Origin of the sequence: Paenibacillus qinlingensis, from assembly GCF_013204845.1 — a bacterium.
Classification (GTDB): domain Bacteria; phylum Bacillota; class Bacilli; order Paenibacillales; family NBRC-103111; genus Paenibacillus_E; species Paenibacillus_E qinlingensis.
The window spans coordinates 61,522-79,049 of the sequence record NZ_JABMKY010000002.1; the positions used below are offsets into that span (position 1 = coordinate 61,522).

At 40.7% G+C, this 17,528-nt stretch carries 20 protein-coding genes and 1 pseudogene; 6 read left to right on the forward strand and 15 right to left on the reverse strand.

Annotated features, from left to right (window positions below; translation table 11 throughout):
• Positions 1 to 56: 56 nt before the first annotated feature.
• Positions 57 to 1,481, reverse strand: a complete 1,425-nt coding sequence (locus HQN88_RS03865; RefSeq protein ID WP_173108931.1) for an MFS transporter — start codon at positions 1,479 to 1,481, stop codon at positions 57 to 59.
• Positions 1,482 to 1,558: 77 nt separating this feature from the next.
• On the opposite strand from HQN88_RS03865, the gene HQN88_RS03870 reads away from it, so the two are divergent.
• Entirely contained in the window at positions 1,559 to 1,885 is a 327-nt protein-coding gene (locus tag HQN88_RS03870; RefSeq protein ID WP_173108932.1) for a winged helix-turn-helix transcriptional regulator, read from the forward strand.
• A 375-nt stretch (positions 1,886 to 2,260) separates the two neighbouring features.
• On the opposite strand, the gene HQN88_RS03875 is transcribed toward HQN88_RS03870, so the two are convergent.
• Both HQN88_RS03875 and HQN88_RS03880 read right to left on the reverse strand, forming a co-directional pair.
• A complete protein-coding gene (locus HQN88_RS03875) occupies positions 2,261 to 2,635 on the reverse strand; it encodes a DUF1904 family protein (RefSeq protein ID WP_173108933.1) in 375 nt (124 codons plus the stop codon).
• Between the two features lie 140 nt (positions 2,636 to 2,775).
• The gene (locus HQN88_RS03880) at positions 2,776 to 3,147 is read right to left on the reverse strand and encodes a winged helix-turn-helix transcriptional regulator (RefSeq protein WP_173108934.1); all 372 of its coding nucleotides are present in this window, start codon (positions 3,145 to 3,147) and stop codon (positions 2,776 to 2,778) included.
• Positions 3,148 to 3,276: 129 nt separating this feature from the next.
• Here HQN88_RS03880 and HQN88_RS03885 point away from each other — a divergent pair, with 129 nt between their 5' ends.
• Positions 3,277 to 3,915 carry an NADPH-dependent F420 reductase gene (locus tag HQN88_RS03885; protein WP_173108935.1) on the forward strand — a complete coding sequence of 213 codons (639 nt, stop codon included), beginning with the start codon at positions 3,277 to 3,279 and terminating at the stop codon, positions 3,913 to 3,915.
• Between the two features lie 168 nt (positions 3,916 to 4,083).
• Here the strand turns inward: HQN88_RS03885 and HQN88_RS03890 are convergent, their stop codons facing one another.
• From HQN88_RS03890 to HQN88_RS03900, 3 genes are all read right to left on the reverse strand, one after another.
• Positions 4,084 to 4,305 carry an aspartyl-phosphate phosphatase Spo0E family protein gene (locus HQN88_RS03890; protein WP_337995217.1) on the reverse strand — a complete coding sequence of 74 codons (222 nt, stop codon included), beginning with the start codon at positions 4,303 to 4,305 and terminating at the stop codon, positions 4,084 to 4,086.
• The gene (locus tag HQN88_RS03895) at positions 4,244 to 5,635 is read right to left on the reverse strand and encodes a hypothetical protein (protein ID WP_173108936.1); all 1,392 of its coding nucleotides are present in this window, start codon (positions 5,633 to 5,635) and stop codon (positions 4,244 to 4,246) included. The genes HQN88_RS03890 and HQN88_RS03895 overlap by 62 nt, the downstream gene beginning before the upstream one ends.
• A 434-nt stretch (positions 5,636 to 6,069) precedes the next feature.
• Positions 6,070 to 6,651: a TetR/AcrR family transcriptional regulator gene (locus tag HQN88_RS03900; protein WP_173108937.1), complete on the reverse strand. Its 582-nt coding sequence runs from the start codon at positions 6,649 to 6,651 to the stop codon at positions 6,070 to 6,072.
• A 351-nt stretch (positions 6,652 to 7,002) separates the two neighbouring features.
• On the opposite strand from HQN88_RS03900, the pseudogene HQN88_RS03905 reads away from it, so the two are divergent.
• From HQN88_RS03905 to map, 3 genes and pseudogenes are all read left to right on the forward strand, one after another.
• Positions 7,003 to 8,156 (forward strand): annotated as a pseudogene (locus HQN88_RS03905) (MFS transporter).
• Positions 8,157 to 8,347: 191 nt separating this feature from the next.
• On the forward strand, positions 8,348 to 8,932 hold the full coding sequence (locus HQN88_RS03910; protein WP_173108938.1) for a TetR/AcrR family transcriptional regulator: 585 nt from the start codon (positions 8,348 to 8,350) through the stop codon (positions 8,930 to 8,932).
• A 7-nt stretch (positions 8,933 to 8,939) separates the two neighbouring features.
• The gene (gene map, locus HQN88_RS03915; protein ID WP_173108939.1) at positions 8,940 to 9,686 is read left to right on the forward strand and encodes a type I methionyl aminopeptidase; all 747 of its coding nucleotides are present in this window, start codon (positions 8,940 to 8,942) and stop codon (positions 9,684 to 9,686) included.
• 166 nt (positions 9,687 to 9,852) lie between these two features.
• Here map and HQN88_RS03920 read toward each other — a convergent pair whose 3' ends face one another.
• From HQN88_RS03920 to HQN88_RS03935, 4 genes are all read right to left on the reverse strand, one after another.
• Positions 9,853 to 10,224 carry an HIT family protein gene (locus HQN88_RS03920; protein ID WP_173108940.1) on the reverse strand — a complete coding sequence of 124 codons (372 nt, stop codon included), beginning with the start codon at positions 10,222 to 10,224 and terminating at the stop codon, positions 9,853 to 9,855.
• A 22-nt stretch (positions 10,225 to 10,246) separates the two neighbouring features.
• Positions 10,247 to 10,555, reverse strand: coding sequence for a hypothetical protein (locus tag HQN88_RS03925; protein ID WP_173108941.1), 309 nt, complete (start codon positions 10,553 to 10,555; stop codon positions 10,247 to 10,249).
• 79 nt (positions 10,556 to 10,634) lie between these two features.
• On the reverse strand, positions 10,635 to 11,114 hold the full coding sequence (locus HQN88_RS03930; RefSeq protein WP_246320040.1) for a hypothetical protein: 480 nt from the start codon (positions 11,112 to 11,114) through the stop codon (positions 10,635 to 10,637).
• Between the two features lie 92 nt (positions 11,115 to 11,206).
• The gene (locus tag HQN88_RS03935; RefSeq protein ID WP_173108942.1) at positions 11,207 to 12,118 is read right to left on the reverse strand and encodes a helix-turn-helix transcriptional regulator; all 912 of its coding nucleotides are present in this window, start codon (positions 12,116 to 12,118) and stop codon (positions 11,207 to 11,209) included.
• A 101-nt stretch (positions 12,119 to 12,219) separates the two neighbouring features.
• Between HQN88_RS03935 and HQN88_RS03940 the strand changes: the two genes are divergently transcribed.
• Positions 12,220 to 12,684, forward strand: coding sequence for a VOC family protein (locus HQN88_RS03940; protein ID WP_173108943.1), 465 nt, complete (start codon positions 12,220 to 12,222; stop codon positions 12,682 to 12,684).
• 61 nt (positions 12,685 to 12,745) lie between these two features.
• On the opposite strand, the gene HQN88_RS03945 is transcribed toward HQN88_RS03940, so the two are convergent.
• The 5 genes from HQN88_RS03945 to fsa all read right to left on the reverse strand — a co-directional run bounded on the left by HQN88_RS03945 (position 12,746) and on the right by fsa (position 17,515).
• Positions 12,746 to 13,096, reverse strand: a complete 351-nt coding sequence (locus HQN88_RS03945) for a hypothetical protein (RefSeq protein WP_173108944.1) — start codon at positions 13,094 to 13,096, stop codon at positions 12,746 to 12,748.
• A 111-nt stretch (positions 13,097 to 13,207) separates the two neighbouring features.
• Positions 13,208 to 14,368, reverse strand: coding sequence for an FtsW/RodA/SpoVE family cell cycle protein (locus tag HQN88_RS03950; protein ID WP_173108945.1), 1,161 nt, complete (start codon positions 14,366 to 14,368; stop codon positions 13,208 to 13,210).
• Between the two features lie 406 nt (positions 14,369 to 14,774).
• Positions 14,775 to 15,227, reverse strand: a complete 453-nt coding sequence (locus HQN88_RS03955) for a DinB family protein (protein ID WP_173108946.1) — start codon at positions 15,225 to 15,227, stop codon at positions 14,775 to 14,777.
• 168 nt (positions 15,228 to 15,395) lie between these two features.
• Positions 15,396 to 16,814, reverse strand: coding sequence for an NADP-dependent phosphogluconate dehydrogenase (gene gndA, locus HQN88_RS03960; protein WP_173108947.1), 1,419 nt, complete (start codon positions 16,812 to 16,814; stop codon positions 15,396 to 15,398).
• A gap of 32 nt (positions 16,815 to 16,846) precedes the next feature.
• The gene (fsa, locus tag HQN88_RS03965; protein ID WP_173108948.1) at positions 16,847 to 17,515 is read right to left on the reverse strand and encodes a fructose-6-phosphate aldolase; all 669 of its coding nucleotides are present in this window, start codon (positions 17,513 to 17,515) and stop codon (positions 16,847 to 16,849) included.
• Positions 17,516 to 17,528: the final 13 nt, after the last annotated feature.

The following is a 17,528-nucleotide window of genomic DNA, read 5'->3' on the forward strand; positions in this document are numbered from 1 at the left end:
TATCCATTGCTCAAAGAATATAATAGCTAGATGCCTCATCCCTACTCACCGTGGCTTTAAATCGGCAACTCTTGTGGAACGGAATCAGAACGTTTACTCTTACCTCCGTTCAGGAAAGCAAGGATCAACGCAATGATAGCGAAAAAGCCACTCACATTTAGTGCCGTATGGAAACCTGCTAATAAGGCTGTATTTGACGATGCATTATGCATCGAAGTAGTAACCGTAGACGCGATGGTGGCAAGGATTGATAAACCCAAACTACCTCCTAATTGCAGGAATGTATTCACGATTCCACCAGCTATTCCATGTTCCTCGGGTTTAACATCCTGAACAGAACCAACGATAACTGCTGTATAGGACGCCCCAATTGATAAACCGAGAATAATAAATGCCGGAAGAATGAACGAAGCATAACTTTTATCCATGTCCATATTACTTAACCAGAACATTCCGAGTGCATTTATTGTCTGTGTAACGATTAGAACTCGTTTTGCACTGAACTTCCGCATAAAGAAAGGCGTAATTTGCGTTACGACGATGGAAGTCAGTCCAAGCGGCATAAAAGCCAAGCCGATAGTTAAAGATGAATAACCAAGCTCATGAAAGTATAAAGTTGAGAAATAATTAAACCCAGTCGTATAAGAAAACATCAAAAATCCGATAATATTCGATGTAACGAGCGATCGAAGCTTGAATAGACGAAGTGGCATCAATGGATTTTTAGCATATTTTTCGATTACTATAAAAGCGACTAATACTACAATTCCTACAATAAACATGGCGATCTTCGCCGCGGACCAGCTTCCGTCGACATCCGGCATTGAAATGCCGTAGACCAGAGCGAAAATTCCTGCTAATACGGAAATCAATCCAAGGAAATCAATGGATTGTTTTTTCACTGTGGTCAATGGACTGACTTTAACGAACAACAATCCAATGATGAGCAATATTGCAAGTGGAACATTTAGATAGAATAGCGACCGCCAGCCGGCGGAGTCCGTCAGCAAACCACCAACGATTGATCCTGCTGCTGCTCCAGCGGATCCAAAAGCGCCGAATATACCAAATGCTTTATTGCGTTGTGGCCCTTCTGAAATATTGTTGCTGATTAGCGACATTGCCGCTGGAATTGAAAAGGCTGCTCCGATCCCTTGCACTGCTCTACTGGCAATCAACCAGACCGGATTCATTGCCAAGGCGCCAGCCAAGGATGCAAGTGCGAAGATGCTTAAACCAATCAATAATACGCGTTTTCTTCCGAGTAAGTCGCTTGCCCGCCCACCGATCATCAGGAAACAAGCGAAGGTAAGCACATACGAAGTTACGATCCACTGCAAGTCATTCGCCTGCATGTGAAGCGCGGTTTGAATAGAAGGCAATGCTACTACGACCGTGGAACTGTTCATGACCTCAATAAACTGGGTTAAAGATACAATGATAAGCAAAAACATATTTGCTTTTGAAATTCTAGCACTCACTTTTTTACACTCCTATCTTTTCTTTAAATTGATCCTCAATTTTCTTTCTACTCTTTAAAATTACTGGAGATGATAAATTGGAATCATCTAAATTTGAGACTACTTGTCTATCATCTATTTCAGAAGTTCTGCATTTTCTTTCCGGGAAATGGGCTTTTCTAGTCATAACAGAGCTTTTAAAAGAGCCTCAGCGTTTTAATCAATTACGAAGAAGTTTAGGTAACATTAATACGAAAGGTCTGACAGATACATTGCGAAATTTAGAAGAACATCAATTAATATCACGCCAAGTTTTCCCTACCGTTCCAGTGTCTGTCGAATATTCAATAACTGAAAAAGGACAAGCGATTACGGAAATATTTACGGGAATACATCGTTGGAAAACCGAATGGGATTCTCCTTAGGTGTTATTCTTTTTCATAAGAAGGATATTTTTTTATATATACTTTAAAAAAGTAAAGTAATTCTAGTTGTTTTACCCACCTCCCCATGCATTGTCTGAGGTGTTTCAAAAGTAGATGAAAATAGTAGGCTTTGATACGGTTTCCTACGATGTCTATAAAAAGAAGACCATCCTTTTGGGATGGTCTTCTTTTTTACATGCAAAAAATGGCCCGCAAGGGGCCATGATGATTAGCTCAAATTGTTCTGATCACTGACCAGCCGCGGACTTCGCTCAAGCAGAACCTCGACCAAGATGACCTCTTTCTTCGTGAAGGAGACCTTCTAATGGTCCAGCTGCAGCTCCATCCGCTTGTTCTTCCAATTTGGGAGCGTAATCACCATATACGCGCCTCAGATGGCTCCGAATCTTGGTCATGATTTTTTAGCATTGGTATCTCATTTAACGGAAGCCCCTCTTTGTAATAAAATGAAGGGGTGAGCATAATAAAAAAGATATGAGTGTGTGTAAATCCGTGTTCGCTTAGAATCCTATACATCATTTTTGCAATCTCATCATGTATCTCTTTCTTTCTCTGAAACATTAGAATTTCTACAGACATTGGACTGTAGGTTATTTGCTCAACATTAATGAGCTCCATTTTCACAATTTCTTTGGGTACATTAGCAAGATTAGAAAATTGCTCGATAATCAATGAAGAAAAGTTAATCAACGAATTTTTTTCGAATCCTTTAAATCTAAGAAAAGGCATATTGATTCCTTCTTTAATGATAAATTTTTTAAGTCTACTCTCTATTCTCTACGTTTATAGATAAAAAAATTATAGTCCTATTCTTCAGCTTATTTATTTAAATTTGTGAATTTTTATAGTTATTTCTCTGGTATATAATATTACTTGCTACCACGCGAAATATCAACGGAAGGACTACTATATTCTATTTTATTTGAAAAGATGTGCTCTTCGCCCCACTCACTCATTTTATCAAGAAATACAATCATGGATCTTCCGGACGAAGACATCATATATTCTACTCTTGGTCGAGGTTCAGGATATGATTTCCTTTCAACGATTCCATCACGCTCAAGTTCGCGAAGCTGTTCAGTTAGTATCTTTTTCGAAATAGACGGTAAATGCCGCAGTAATTCACTATAACGCACTGGTTTGTCATTTTTATATAAGTATCGATAAATCGGAATTTTCCATCTCCCACTTAACATCGCAAATACAACTTCTACCGGGCACTCATTTAGTTGGACAGGCATTCGCTCACCCCATTTTTACAAATATTATACCTTATATCATACCCCCTCTGGTTGGATACTTAAAAGTGCCTTATTGTTCATCATTCATAAAGTTCATATAATCACAAACGTAGAGAGGAGTGAATGTGTATGAACATTGGCATTATTGGAGCTGGAAATGTAGGTAAAATTTTAGGGGAGGGATTTGTTAAATCAGGTCATCGTGTTGTAATTAGTAGCCGAGAACCGCATAACTTGAAGCATGTTTCTTGGAAGCAAGAGGTAGGCGAATCTGGAGACATTACTTCATTTGAGGAAGCCGCCCGGTTTGGCGAGATTATAATTGTAGCACTCCCTTGGTCCTGTTTAAAAGATGTTCTTACATCTATCAATCCAGTCTATCTCACAAACAAGACGGTCATTGATGTAAGCAATGCCATTCATTTTGATAACGGTCCACGCTTACTCCTTCCCGATACATCGGCAGGTGTAACAGTCCAAAAGTTATTACCGGAAAGTCATGTTGTTAAAACACTTAATACAATCAGCGACAAAATCATGATTCATCCAAATTTTAAAGAAGGTTCGCCAATCATGTTTATGTGTGGGAATGATAATTCATCTAAAGATCAAGTCAGAGCTTTGCTTAATGATATTGGTTGGACAACACTTGTTGACTTGGGTGACATACGGCAAAGCATTCTACAAGAATCGATCATGATTGCATGTGTGATTAGCGAAATTCAATTACAATCGCCAGGATCTGCCTTTGCTTTGTTAAAACATTAAATTCTCAGCGTTATTTTCTTAAAATCCTCTAGGCGATCCTTTTTGGCAAACACGATTTCTAAGGCCCTACAGGAAGGTTTAACAGACAAAGGAAGCCGATCGTGTATCGGCTGCCTTCATGGTTTGAAACAAGAATAAAAAGAGATCTGCAATGGTTTATTCATATGTTTAATTGATCTTATTGTAAGCATTAATTAATTCATCGAGCTCCATCGAACAATGAAGACATCTAGGGTCTGAAAGACCATATAATCTAGCATATTTATTTAACTGCTGTCGTTTCTCGTAAATAGCCTGTTCGATTGCTGAAAGGTTGTCCGCAGCTTGTTCATGCAGCGCCTTCGATAGCTCCTGCTTCAAAGGAACCTTTCCCATGGATTTGTATTTCATTCAATATACACTCCTTCTCTACTTGTTTAACGACGAGTGAGAAGAAGGTATAGCGAGGCGGTTGAGCTGGTGGCGGCTTCGACCATTGATTCGCACTAAAAAGCCGAGAGTTTTCAAATTTTTGGTTCTTTATTTTCGGCTGAGGTAGATGAATATCAGGAAAAAGATAACCCAGACTTCCATAGAACCCGCTGCTTCCAGTAACGAATGATCCGCTCCCTCCTGTTGAACCATTTCCTGAATAAAGAGTCAACAGGACGGAATACCAAGTACTTGTAGGATCTGTACGAATCGGAGTTGCTTCTGATGTTCCTGACTGTGTCTTTGCTGCCATCTGTGGCTCGGACAGAGCATTCACTTCCATCGAAAGGGGTAATGATAATCTGAGCTTCAACGACGGTAAAACCGAGGGAGGATCAGGATCTTCGATAGTTGAACATGGGAATGATTTGCTTCCCGAGCCGTCATTACACTGATCCGCTGCTGGAGTTAACTTGATCTGTTCATCAGATTCGTTACTGTACACTGGAATAGGTCTCTCAGTAGGACTTTCATTTCCACTCGTATTGAAGTGCAGATCCCGTGCTCCATCTGTTCCGATAAGCGGTTCTATCTTTCCTACGTCAACGTCAGCCCTTCCTTCCTCGATCAGAGGGGGATTCGAATGGCTCGTGCTCGGAACTGGTATATCCGTCACAGTCACCTTCACATGAACGGTCGGGGTAACCACCTCGATTTGTGGCGCTGGTATCGGCGTCAATGGAACTTCAGCTTGAATCGCAAGCGTCTTTATTTGAACGATTGGGGTGTCGACTTTTGCGGCCGGCAAGTTTACCGACACCAACGGTATCCGATCCGTGGATACTTCCACTTTTGCTGATGGAACGTCCAAATTAACCAAAGGAGTTTCAATTGTAATGGAAGGCGTTATCACTTGTATATCGGGAAGCAGACTATGTCTGGAAGTTTTTTCCGCAGACGAAGTCGAAACAGGTGGCAAAGGCACGGCCGAATCGTTCACCTGGTTAGTGGAAGGTAGGGCCGTATTTCCGATGTCGGGCAGAATATTGGATAAAATCGGAATATTTGATAACGCTGGCGTCAGATTTATTTGTCCGGAAACCGCTTTCAGTGAATTCTCAGACCCGGATTCTTCACTATCATGCTTCCCTGAGTAGACTGGGTCCCCCGTTAGGTTCTTCAGCGACTCCAATAGAGTGGCCTCTGCGATGTGGGAATACGCATACTGCTGTATGAACGCTAGAACGAATAAGATGCACAAACTCTTAAGCCAGATCGTTCTTATTGTTCTTAAATACTTTGTTATCATACTGTTTTTCACCTCCTTTCTCAGCCAAATCAAATAGTAAACCGTTTTCCTAACATCTTCCATGAAATTACCCTTTCAGATCTATTGACACTTGTAATAGAACTTTTGTTACAGACATGCACATAAAACTCTGGTTTATGTCTATTCCTTTGCTTAAATAATAGCTTTAAAAAGCATGATCGATCCGTGGATTCAGTTTCCAGATCGACCATGCTTTTTGTAACTATTGATGAGCCATTTTGAGTGTTTTCCCATTGTCTTAATAAAAATCTATATCATCATCGAACTTCTCTTCTATTTTGTATTAAAACCTTATTTGTATAATTAGACGCAATGGAGGAAATTCCTCCCAAATCTCATCCTAAACGAACTTTCTCGAAAAATGACGAACAACATCCGCTGATGTCACAAGGATTCACCCTATTTTTGTTGATTTAATTAAGCAATGTAAGTATTACTTCTACTGAATTATCAACAAATGAACGTTCGGGACGAGATTTCATGATCACAGTTAGTCCTATTAAAGAGACGACTAGTGTCTGTGCTAAACCCTTTGCGTTAATACCTGCATCAAGCTCGCCTGAGCGCAAGCCCCGTTCTATCGTTTCTTGAAATATGACGGAAAGATACATCTGATGTTCTCTTGTTAGGATTTCAAATTTCTCATCATGAGGCGAAAGTTCTACCATTGAATTAATGCAAAAACATCCCCAGTTCGGACTTTTTTTATATTCTTTTGCCACCATATTTTCAAAAAAGGCGCGAAATGCCTCTTTAACGGAAGCATTGTTTTGAAGATTGGTGCGAACATAGGCAGCATGAAAACTCGTGTATTTACGCAACGCAGCTTCAAATAGTCCCTTTTTGTCTCCAAAGGTTGAGTATATGCTTGGTCGCTGAATGCCCATTCTCGATGTCAAATCGCTTATCGAGGTAGCTTCGAATCCCTTTTCCCAAAATACTTGCATAGCTGCATCCAATGCTTTGTCTTCATTAAATTCACGTTGTCGTGCCATAACAACTTCCTCATTTCGTATCGAACAGTATGTTATTATTTTATTCTGTGAAGAGTGACCTGTCAATAATTTCTTATGGCGCAATGCTGGCAAGGTTAGTATTTTTCTTGTTAATTACCATAATCGTTTAAATTGATTACTTGACAGCACGAAATATTTGGAGTTATATTTAGCCCTAAAACAACATACTGATCAGTACGTAATTTTGTTTGTTAAAAGGAAATTTAAGGAGGTATTATCTGTAATATGGAGCAGTTCGTCAAAAAAGTCACAACAGTGGATTATGTCACTATAGAAGGGAAAACGGAACAAGAAGCGTCAATAGGATCAGAATCATTTCCCGCCTCTGCAATGTCTCGAAAAGTAGCACTCTTGTTTGCAATCGCCTGTGGACTAGCTGTCGCCAACATATACTACGCACAACCATTGCTGGATGCTATTTCAAAAGAATTCGGTATTACCCATTCATCGGTAGGTATTGTTATTACAATTACTCAAGTTTGTTATGCACTTGGACTGCTATTGCTAGTGCCCCTCGGCGATTTATTACATCGACGTTGGTTGATCGCTGGACAGATGATAGTATCTGTATTGGCTTTGATTGTGGTTGGTACCGCCACCACCAGTCTGGTGTTATTCAAGGCATAGCTGCGGTTGGATTGCTAGCCGTAGTGACACAGACACTCGTTGCGTTCGCGGCAACTTTGGCTGCCCCTGCTGAACGCGGGCGTGTTGTGGGAGTTGTGACAAGTGGAATTGTAATTGGTATTCTAATGGCGCGAACTTTCGCAGGCGTATTAACGGATTTAGCTGGTTGGCGTTCTGTCTACCTTGTCTCTGCATTATTAACGCTAATCATGGCAGGTGTACTGTTTTGGGTGCTGCCGCATTATGAGCACAAAAGAGAATCACTATCCTACCTACAGTTGATTCGTTCGCTGCTCACGTTGTTCGCACAAGAACGAATCCTGCGAATCCGTGCTGCACTAGCCCTGCTGATTTTTACAGCTTTCAGTATATTATGGACTTCCCTAGTGCTTCCTCTCAGCGCCCCACCGCTTTCTCTTTCACATACTGCGATTGGAGCGTTTGGTCTCGCTGGGGTTACTGGAGCGTTAGCAGCAACGCGAGCAGGTCGTTATGCTGATCGAGGTTTAGGGCAGCGTACCACAGGCGTGGCATTGATTCTGCTGCTTATATCATGGTTGCCAATAAGTTATACGCAACATTCACTTCTGGCATTAATCGTGGGTATTGTCCTTCTTGATCTGGCCGTACAAGCCGTACATGTCACCAACCAGAGCATGATCCTTACATTGCGCCCTGAGGCACGCAGTAGGCTTACTGCTGGATACATGGTTTTCTATTCCATGGGCAGCGCCATCGGCTCAATTGCATCTACCAGTATCTATGATTACTTAGGTTGGAATGGAGTATGCTTGTTAGGGACAATTGTAAGTGCTTTGGCTCTTCTATTTTGGTTATTGACCCGTCGACTTCATTGATTATATACTGCACATTTAACAACGAAAAGAGACCCACAGCAACGGGCTGCGGGTCTAAGTTTATTTTTTTATCGTGTAGCAACCAATTAAATACCTGTATTGCTCTAAAAGATAATTTGCATATCCTCTCCCCATGCGTTACTATCTTTATATCGACAAATTTGCAGGTCTAAATAAGGAGGTGTACGCCCATGTGCCCCCGTACTAAAGAACAAAACGAGCTCATTCGCATGCAGCGCAGTGAACAGATCCTAGACGCTGCCGCGCGCACTTATTTCCACACAGGCGGCAGCTTTGATATCCGCGACGTCGCCCGCGAGGCCAAGATCGGTTACGGCACGGTATACCATTATTACCCCAACCGACATTTATTGATAGAAGATGTGCTGGACAGTGGCTTCGAGCGCTGCGAGCTAGCCCTGGCAGAATGGGCAAACAGCTACGTCGACGGCCAAGATGAGAGGCAGATGTTGACGTATTGCAAGGCGCTGCTCCGGCTGTGGCAGTCGGATGCCCGCGCATATCTCGTCTACAAAATGGCCGCGGAACATTATGCAGGCTTGCCTGAGAGGGATCGGCACTCCACCAAGAGACGATTCATGGAACGGCTGTACGTCCCGCTCCAATCGATCGCCCAGTGCGAAGACGACAGTGTCAACCATCTGCTTGCCGTGCTGGTAGGCTGCTGCGGGCTGCACTACTATGCGGGAACTTCCGAGTTGGACGTTGATCGAATCGCCAATCTCGCGATGCAAGCTATTACGAAGGAGTCCTGATACGAATATGGTCATCTTAAAAAGCAAGTATGAAATCGAGGCTATCCGCAAGGCATGCCAAGTAGTGGCCGAATGCCATCGCACGATCGCCCCGCTCATCAAACCAGGAATCACGACGAACGAGATTGAGCGCATCTTCGAGGACATTATCTTGAAGCACGGCGCCAAGCCCTACACGAAGGGCTACAAGGGCTATCAATATGCGACCTGTGCCTCCGTCAACGACGTGATCGCGCATGGCTTTCCTAGAGATAAGCCACTTGAGGAGGGTGATATCGTGACGATTGACACGGTCGCGGAGCTCGACGGCTGGCTCGGCGATTCAGCCTGGACTTATGCGGTCGGGAAGATCTTGCCGACAGCCGAGAAGCTGATGCGCGTCACGAAAGAATGCCTTGATCTCGGCATCGCGCAGGCTCAGCCCGGCAATCGACTCGGCGACGTGACGAGTGCTATCCAGCAGCATGCCGAATCGAACGGATTCGGCGTCGTGCGTGACCTTCTCGCGCATGGCATCGGCCGAGACCTGCACGAGGCGCCAAACTATATGCATGTCGGCAAGCGCGGCAAAGGTCTCCGTATCAAGGAAGGCATGGTGTTCACGATCGAGCCAATGATCACCGAAGGCACCTATTACATGACAATCGATCCAGACGGTTGGACCGCGCGGACACTGGACCGCAAGCTCGCCGCCCAATACGAGCATACGATCGCTATCACGGCTGAAGGTCCACAAATCCTAACCGCACAATAGAAAAAAAAGAAGTCGACCAACAAGATGGTCGACTTCTTTTTTTTCGTATTTATTCAACATTTAGGTCACTAATACCTAAGATATGTAAGAAATCATAACGGTCTTTGCCACTGTGAATCATTCAGTATAAGCCTTAACAGTAGTTGAAAGTAATAGAGCCGTCTATTTATTGATTATTTTTAAATAAGTACCGAATCCCTTTTCCCGCCATTTTCTCATTCGCATATCTAGGAATCACATGTAGATGTGAATGAAACACATGCTGCCCCCCTACATATCCACAATTCCATCCGACATTGTAGCCATCAGGTTTGTAATTTTGATCCAAATACATCTTAACTTCGTGTAATAATTGATATGTCGCATTCCACTCATCTTGAGTTAAGTCAAAAACTGTTTCCCTATGTGCTTTTGGGACAATAATGCCAGCCCCTTTAATCTCTTGTTCTTTAAGCAAAGTATACATGCAAAAGTCATTGCTAATTATGACTTCATGACTGTTATCATTGGAAATTTCACAATAAGGACAGTTAACCATAGCTGCACTCCCTCTGATTTTCCTATTCAAATAAGAACCAAACCAAAAGCAACGCAAAAACCAAGAGAAGGTGAATAAGTGGAATGGCCGAAATCAGTAAGATTCTTTGCTTTCGCTTGACGATAGCGAGAATCAAACACACCAAATACGTAATCAAATACAAGCTAGATACGACCACGAAAGTATATACGACGAATAATATCAGGGCGCTATCGCCATCAGATCGAACACCAGCTATCTGCATGATGTTCCCAATCATCAAGAAAGGATAAGGCAGCAGCGCAAGGCCGCCAATAACAAGGAAAATGATACTTAACGCTTTCTTATTCATATTACACCTCAAGTCTCTTTTCTTATAACCAATTCAACATTTAAAGTTTTTCGAGCTAACCATTTTCTCCAATTCATTGTTACAGTTTTTCCATGAATGCTAACAGATGTTCTTTTACCTGTACTTTTTCTTCCTGCGTCATATTATTTACTTTCATATTCCTTGCATTCTCAGGAGCTATGAGGATTGTTGAGGGCTCTTGAATTGTTTCTTTTAAGGTATTCCCTTGTATAGTGAGCAACAGCTTAGATTGGTTTGAATAGGAATGGATGATTTCTGTTTGTAAATAATTACCTGCCATATCATAAAAATCTTCAATAGATTTAATATCAGATTTCCTATGGGTTTTTCCTTCCTCAGTTGTGGTTATTGCATTCACTATTTTGTACCCCGTTTGTTCAAAGAATCCTTTATCATTTTGATTATCATCAAGTGTTTCTATTGTAAAAACCTCAATGGTTTCATATTTTTCAGTTTGACTACATGCACTTATAAGCAGAAAAGTGAACATCAATAAGCAAATTTTTACTAGAATCATTAGCTTTTTGTTGGAATTCATTCAGTCACTCCTAACTGGATGGGTTCAGCTTATTTAGATTAGATAGTATTATACCATATAATGGATAATAGCTAATTCCCAATAGGAATTTTTTAAGAATATTTCTCCACCATACTAATTAAATAATTACGAAATTCTTCAACGTATGTTTGAGGCTCTAAGATTTCTATATTTGTACCGAGGCTTGCTAAAAATTGAAAGCCAACACTGTTTTGAGGAACATGGATGGTGGCTAAGAAATAGTCAGAACTATAGGTTTCAATACTCTTACGACCGTACCTTTCTATGAATTGATCTTTTATGCTAGGCGAAATAAACGCTTTAATAGCGACTAATTGCGGTTGGTAACTTGCTTCATGTTCTTGTTCCAATGAATAATCTCTAGGGATAAATGTGTTTTCATCCATATGAAATTGATCAATCCTGGATAGTTTAAATGTTCTATTGCTCTGACGATGTAAACAGAATCCCTTTAAGTACCAGCTCGTTTCGCTAAAATGAAGTAAGTATGGCTCGACAATTCTAGATGAAATGGTGCCATTTTTATCTAAGTAATCAAATGAAACTAACCGTTTCTTTAATATCGATTCTTGGCATAATTTCAAGGTTTGAAGAATCTCAGACCGCCCCTCCCACTCATAAAATGACAGATGGATTGAACCTTTCGGAGACAATGGATGAACCATGGCTTCTATTTTTTTTATGGTCACTTCAATTTCATTGCTAATTAGAATTTGTTCCAATCCGCCGAGCGCAGTCAATATATTCTCCAAGTCGGAGTTGCTTAAAAGGCGTTTATCAACCTTGTATTCATCCATCATGCAATATCCACCATTGCTTCCATTGATAGCATAGATCGGGATGTTTGATAAACTCAGTGTTTCCATATCACGAAGAATCGTCCTTTTGGAAACATTAAATAATTGTGCGAATTCATTTGCTGTTACGACATCTTTTTTCAGCAAAATCATGATTATAGAAATTAATCTCTCAACCTTGTCCATACTTCCCCCACTTTTGCTCTTTTTATTCAAAGAACGGTGACATACAGCTGTCACCTTTTCTGGATTATACTACATTTATCACAAGAAGGAGGTAAAACTTTATGTCAGCTATTACATATTTAAATTTTGATGGAATTGCAGAACAAGCGATTGAATTTTATTCGGAGGCTTTACAAGCGATCGAGGTAAAAAAGGTGAAATTCAGCGATTTCCCCCAAGATCCGAACTATCCATTGCCAGAAAATGAATTAAATATGATCATGGAATCTTCAATCGAATTTGCAGGTGGAAAAGTCATGATGTCTGATCTTCTGCCTTCAATGAAAAGTGTAACGGGCGAGTTAGTTAAAGGCAACAATATACTGATTAGTATCGTTATGGATGATAAACAAACACTGGAAAAATACTTTTCCAATTTGTCTGTAGGTGGTTATGTGATCATGCCGTTATCAGAAATGCCTTGGTCTTCCTGCTTCGGAATGCTAGCGGATAAATTTGGTGTTGTTTGGAAATTTAATAGTGATGCAGATAAGTTCCTTGATCAAGTTATTTCCAACAAACAGTAACGCGTTAAAAAATGGCCTTTTCAATGAAAGGCCATTTTTCAAAAATTTTGGATGGATCCAATTAACGCTCGTAGCCGGGATCTTCATAATCGGTATTTTGCAGCTTATGAAGTATGTTCATATCATGAATATGAGCCTTCGTCTTGTCAGTTCCCAAAACGTAGATGAATTGATAGAGTTTAAGCAGATCATCGTTAAATTGATCCGTTGCTTTATCGTGATCGGCGGATTTATACGGAATTGGAGCTCTGAATTGAGTCACTTCATCGTCTCGTTTTAGTTGTTCAAGCATTTGACGTAGCTTTTCGAGCTCTTCCTCTGTTCCGGAGACCTCAAGCTGTTCATTCATAGAAGCTTTCCATTCAAGACTTTTGTTGGATACAGAGACGTATAGTGTATGTATAGTTGACATTTCAAACACTCCTTTTCTTATGGACTACTTCCTATTAAAGCCAATATGTCTTTTTTGAAACAGCGTTCCTTATGGCCATAACGGTCGATAGCAAATAAAAAGAGAGCTCCATCAACGTTTTATAATATCGTCAACATCTATGTCATCATAAATTTTGATACTAAGAACAAAGCCTATCGATACCATGTTAATCAACAACGAGGTGCCACCATAGCTAATAAAAGGAAGGGTGATTCCCGTAATAGGCATGATACCGATCAGCATCCCGATGTTTTCGAATACTTGAAACAAAAACATAGCGGAAATTCCACCAATGATATAAATACCTGTTTGGCTGCGAATGTTAAGTGCGATAGTAATCATTCGATAAATGAGAAGAAAATAAAGGAAAAGCAACGCAGATGCTCCTATAAATCCAAATTCTTCTCCTACTACAACGAATATGGAATCTGCATAAGTATATGGAACCTGACCACTCTGGACTGAAGTTCCGTGAAGATAGCCATCTCCTTCTAACGAGCCTGATCCGATTGCTTTGACTGATTGTTTCATGTGATATGTTGCTTTTTCAGAAGCTTGCTCTGGCAGAAGGACAGCATCCACCCTATCCAACCAGTACTCTTTATGTTTGGACGCCATGAATTGCTTTACTTCGTCATGATATTCGATATAGCTCCAGAGGGAGCTTCCACTTACGATTATCATAATTACTAGGCCTATCCAAGCATGCTTGTAGTTAATGTGCCCGAACCAACAGACAACAATAAAAATAACCAAATAAGCAATGGAATTACCGAGATCTGGTTGCATTAGAACCAAGAGAAAAGGAACTAATGTTATTAAACCCATTGGCAGTATGTCCTTGAACAGGCTAAGTGTCTCGACTTCTCTTTTGGATAGAAAATACGATAAAAACAAGATTAAAATGAGCTTACACAGCTCTGCCGGTTGAAAGCCAATCCCTCCAGGAAGAATGAACCACCCCTGAGCATTGTTAATGGTATCCCCTTTAAAAAATAATAAGACCAGCAGTCCCACCCCAATGAAATAGTACATCGGTGAAAAACGCAATAAGATCTTATAGTTAATAAATAGCATAATAAATAAGAACATAAATCCTAAACCGTAAAAATACATCATTTTAATATAGGATTGTGAATAATCTGGAGTAGTCCGTGTTGCGCTGTAGATGCAGAAAATACTAATAATCATTAAGATGAGCAGCAGCAACAAAATAAGGACATCCAGCCCTTTCAATATTCTTTTCAACATGAAAGCTAATTGCGTTCCCCCGAGGATATTCTCAATAATAAATCACCTGTTTCTGAATATGTTAAGGCAGCTACAGATAAGTATAAGAATAACTTTTTAATTAAAAGTGGGGTATATATTAAATTTTTCTTAAATTACATACTTTCTGGGGAGAAAATAAATAGGAGCCTACCTAAACAGGTAAGCTCCTTTCTCGTTATTCTATTTTTAGTTTAATTTCTTTCCCGGGTTTCCTCCTACAGATTAGGCCCATCACCTGGCAATACTTACGCTCTGCCAGCTTGTGAATAATGTCGAACTGAATTGAAAAGAAGCCTCTTACTCGACTCCTAAAGTCTGAGAGGCTTCTTAATTATGTTTGATATGGGTTATCGAACAAACGTTCTCGTACCTTGAACTTTTGCTTCTAACTCAATCTTACTTTTATTTGATTGAGATGATGGTTGTCGTGGTCAATAAATATGTTGAGATAGGTTGCAACTGTAAATTGATGATTCTCGGAACCAATAGTAAATATCACATCACTCTCAATTCCAGACATCATTTCAATCAACAATCTTCTTTTCTCAACAAAATCCTCAATTAAAGAGCCAGTTGTTTGATATGCACTGATATATTGAATAGCCTCACTATTATGCTCATCATGGTCTGGAAAGGAGATTAATACAGCTCCTTGATTCATAGATGGGAAATGCTTCTCCAAGATGAATTTATCCCAATAAAATAGATGACCTATTATTTCCTTTGCAGACCATTTGCCTTCACTTATCGGTTCGAGGAATCGAGGTTCATCAAGTTCCTTAAACCGCGCTAATTCTTCAATTATCTTTCCATAGTTCCGTACTTCTATAACAGCCATATTAGTCCTCCATATAAGTTTTAAATAATGTTAATTATACTGCTAACTGATGTAATCGTAAAGAACGTGTGTTCGTGTTAATTCCAAAAAAAAGGTACCTCAAGCTATGATAATAGCGAGAGGCACCTTCTTTAACAGTCATTGCAGCAACAGTAAGAAACCAATTGCTTACTCCGTTTTTTCCATCCATTGAAAATGAAAACTTCCCTCTTTATCAAGCCTTTCGAACGTATGCGCCCCAAAATAGTCTCTTTGAGCTTGAAGCAAATTTGCTGGCAGTCTCTCTGTACGATAGCTGTCGTAATAAGCTAATGCGGAAGCAAACGCAGGAACAGGAATCCCTCTGGTTACAGCAATCGATATGACTTTTCTCCAAGCATCCTGGTAGTTTTTAACGATTTCACCGAAATATTCGTCTAATAACAGGTTTTTAAGAGCAGGGTCTCGGTCATAAGCATCTTTAATATTTTGCAAAAATCTTGCACGGATAATACATCCACCTCGGAATATCATCGCGATGTTACCATAGTTCAAATTCCAATTGTATTCATCGGAAGCTGCTCTCATTTGCGCAAAGCCTTGCGCATAAGAAGCGATTTTACTGGTATACAAAGCTTTGCGAACCGCTTCGATAAATTCCTTAGGATCTCCCTCATAGCTGGATGTCGCAGGACCACTTAATCTTTTGCTAGCAGCTACACGTTCTTTTTTCATAGCCGAGATGAAACGAGCAAATACGGATTCAGTAATAATGGATAGTGGTACTCCCAAATCTAATGCGCTTTGGCTCGTCCATTTACCCGTTCCTTTTTGACCTGCTGAATCGAGAATGACATCCACCATAGGTTTGCCAGTATCCGGATCGGTCTTAGCGAAAATATCAGCTGTGATTTCGATCAAATAACTATCCAGCTCGCCATTGTTCCATTCAGTAAAAATGTCATGCAGTTCGTTTGTATTTAAATTCAGTACATCCTTTAGTAAGTGATACGCTTCGCCGATGAGCTGCATATCTCCGTATTCGATGCCGTTGTGTACCATTTTGACATAATGCCCCGCGCCATCTTCTCCAATATAAGTCGAACATGAATCGCCGTTCACTTTGGCCGAAATGGCAGTTAAAATGGGCTCGACCAGTTCATATGCGTCTTTTTGCCCGCCAGGCATAATCGCAGGACCATTAAGGGCTCCTTCTTCTCCGCCTGATACCCCAGCACCGATAAAGCGAAATCCTTTTGCTTGCAGGTCTTTATTTCTTCTTTGTGTATCAGGGAAAAAGGCATTCCCACCATCGATGAGTATATCTCCTTGACTGAGGTAAGGCACAAGCTGATCAATGGTATCGTCTGTGGGTTTTCCCGCTTTTACCATAATCAATATTTTGCGCGGCGTCTCGAGTGATTGGACAAATTCTTCGATAGTATACGTGCCAATAAAATCTTTTCCTTGCGCTTCCTCCACGAGTTCATTCGTTTTCTCTGGTGAACGATTATATACAGCTACCGAGAACCCTTTACTTTCAATATTTAGAGCCAAGTTTTTACCCATTACGGCCAAACCTACTACGCCAATTTGCTGTTTTTTCATTGTTATACCCTCCCTGATATTTCGATGTCAAATCAGCCTTTGACTGCTTTTTTCCAATCGGCTGCGAACTTCTCGAGTCCTTGATCCGTTAACGGATGTTTGGAGATTTGTTCAATGACACTGAATGGTACTGTTGCAATATGCGCTCCTGCCATGGCTACGCGTGTGACATGATCAGGATGACGTACTGACGCGGCGATGATTTGTGCATCTAAATTGTGGATTCGGAATAGCTCTGCAATTTTGACAACTAATTGTACGCCGTCTTCCGATATGTCATCAAGTCGACCCAAGAATGGCGAAACATAGGTGGCGCCAGCTCGAGCAGCCAATAAAGCCTGATTGACGGTAAAGATCAAGGTTACGTTCGTTTTGATACCTTTATCGGCTAGATAACGGCAAGCTTCTAAACCATCTAAAGTCATTGGCAATTTAATCGTAATATTCTTATCGTAATTGTTAATCTTGATGAGCTCTTCTGCTTGAGCAATCATTTCTTCAGCCGTAACAGCATCCGGTGTAACTTCAGCAGAAACGGATTCGACTTTAGGTACTAATTTTAGAATTTCTTCGATGCGATCCTCGAATTTCACGCCTTCTTTTGCCACCAAGGATGGATTCGTCGTTACGCCAGACAGAACACCCACTTTGTATGCTTTTTTAATATCCACTACATTCGCGCTGTCGATGAAAAGTTTCATTTTAAATTACCTC

Coding starts and splice junctions, on each gene's coding strand:
- HQN88_RS03955 (WP_173108946.1), bottom strand. CDS start 15,227: ATGGCTGTTATAGAAGTACGGAACTATGGAAAGATAATTGAAGAATTA.
- HQN88_RS03890 (WP_337995217.1), bottom strand. CDS start 4,305: ATGAAATACAAATCCATGGGAAAGGTTCCTTTGAAGCAGGAGCTATCG.
- map (WP_173108939.1), top strand. CDS start 8,940: ATGGTCATCTTAAAAAGCAAGTATGAAATCGAGGCTATCCGCAAGGCA.
- HQN88_RS03940 (WP_173108943.1), top strand. CDS start 12,220: ATGTCAGCTATTACATATTTAAATTTTGATGGAATTGCAGAACAAGCG.
- HQN88_RS03875 (WP_173108933.1), bottom strand. CDS start 2,635: ATGCCTTTTCTTAGATTTAAAGGATTCGAAAAAAATTCGTTGATTAAC.
- HQN88_RS03930 (WP_246320040.1), bottom strand. CDS start 11,114: ATGAATTCCAACAAAAAGCTAATGATTCTAGTAAAAATTTGCTTATTG.
- HQN88_RS03910 (WP_173108938.1), top strand. CDS start 8,348: ATGTGCCCCCGTACTAAAGAACAAAACGAGCTCATTCGCATGCAGCGC.
- HQN88_RS03925 (WP_173108941.1), bottom strand. CDS start 10,555: ATGAATAAGAAAGCGTTAAGTATCATTTTCCTTGTTATTGGCGGCCTT.
- fsa (WP_173108948.1), bottom strand. CDS start 17,515: ATGAAACTTTTCATCGACAGCGCGAATGTAGTGGATATTAAAAAAGCA.
- HQN88_RS03885 (WP_173108935.1), top strand. CDS start 3,277: ATGAACATTGGCATTATTGGAGCTGGAAATGTAGGTAAAATTTTAGGG.
- HQN88_RS03880 (WP_173108934.1), bottom strand. CDS start 3,147: ATGCCTGTCCAACTAAATGAGTGCCCGGTAGAAGTTGTATTTGCGATG.
- gndA (WP_173108947.1), bottom strand. CDS start 16,814: ATGAAAAAACAGCAAATTGGCGTAGTAGGTTTGGCCGTAATGGGTAAA.
- HQN88_RS03935 (WP_173108942.1), bottom strand. CDS start 12,118: ATGGACAAGGTTGAGAGATTAATTTCTATAATCATGATTTTGCTGAAA.
- HQN88_RS03895 (WP_173108936.1), bottom strand. CDS start 5,635: ATGATAACAAAGTATTTAAGAACAATAAGAACGATCTGGCTTAAGAGT.
- HQN88_RS03900 (WP_173108937.1), bottom strand. CDS start 6,651: ATGGCACGACAACGTGAATTTAATGAAGACAAAGCATTGGATGCAGCT.
- HQN88_RS03920 (WP_173108940.1), bottom strand. CDS start 10,224: ATGGTTAACTGTCCTTATTGTGAAATTTCCAATGATAACAGTCATGAA.
- HQN88_RS03945 (WP_173108944.1), bottom strand. CDS start 13,096: ATGTCAACTATACATACACTATACGTCTCTGTATCCAACAAAAGTCTT.
- HQN88_RS03950 (WP_173108945.1), bottom strand. CDS start 14,368: ATGTTGAAAAGAATATTGAAAGGGCTGGATGTCCTTATTTTGTTGCTG.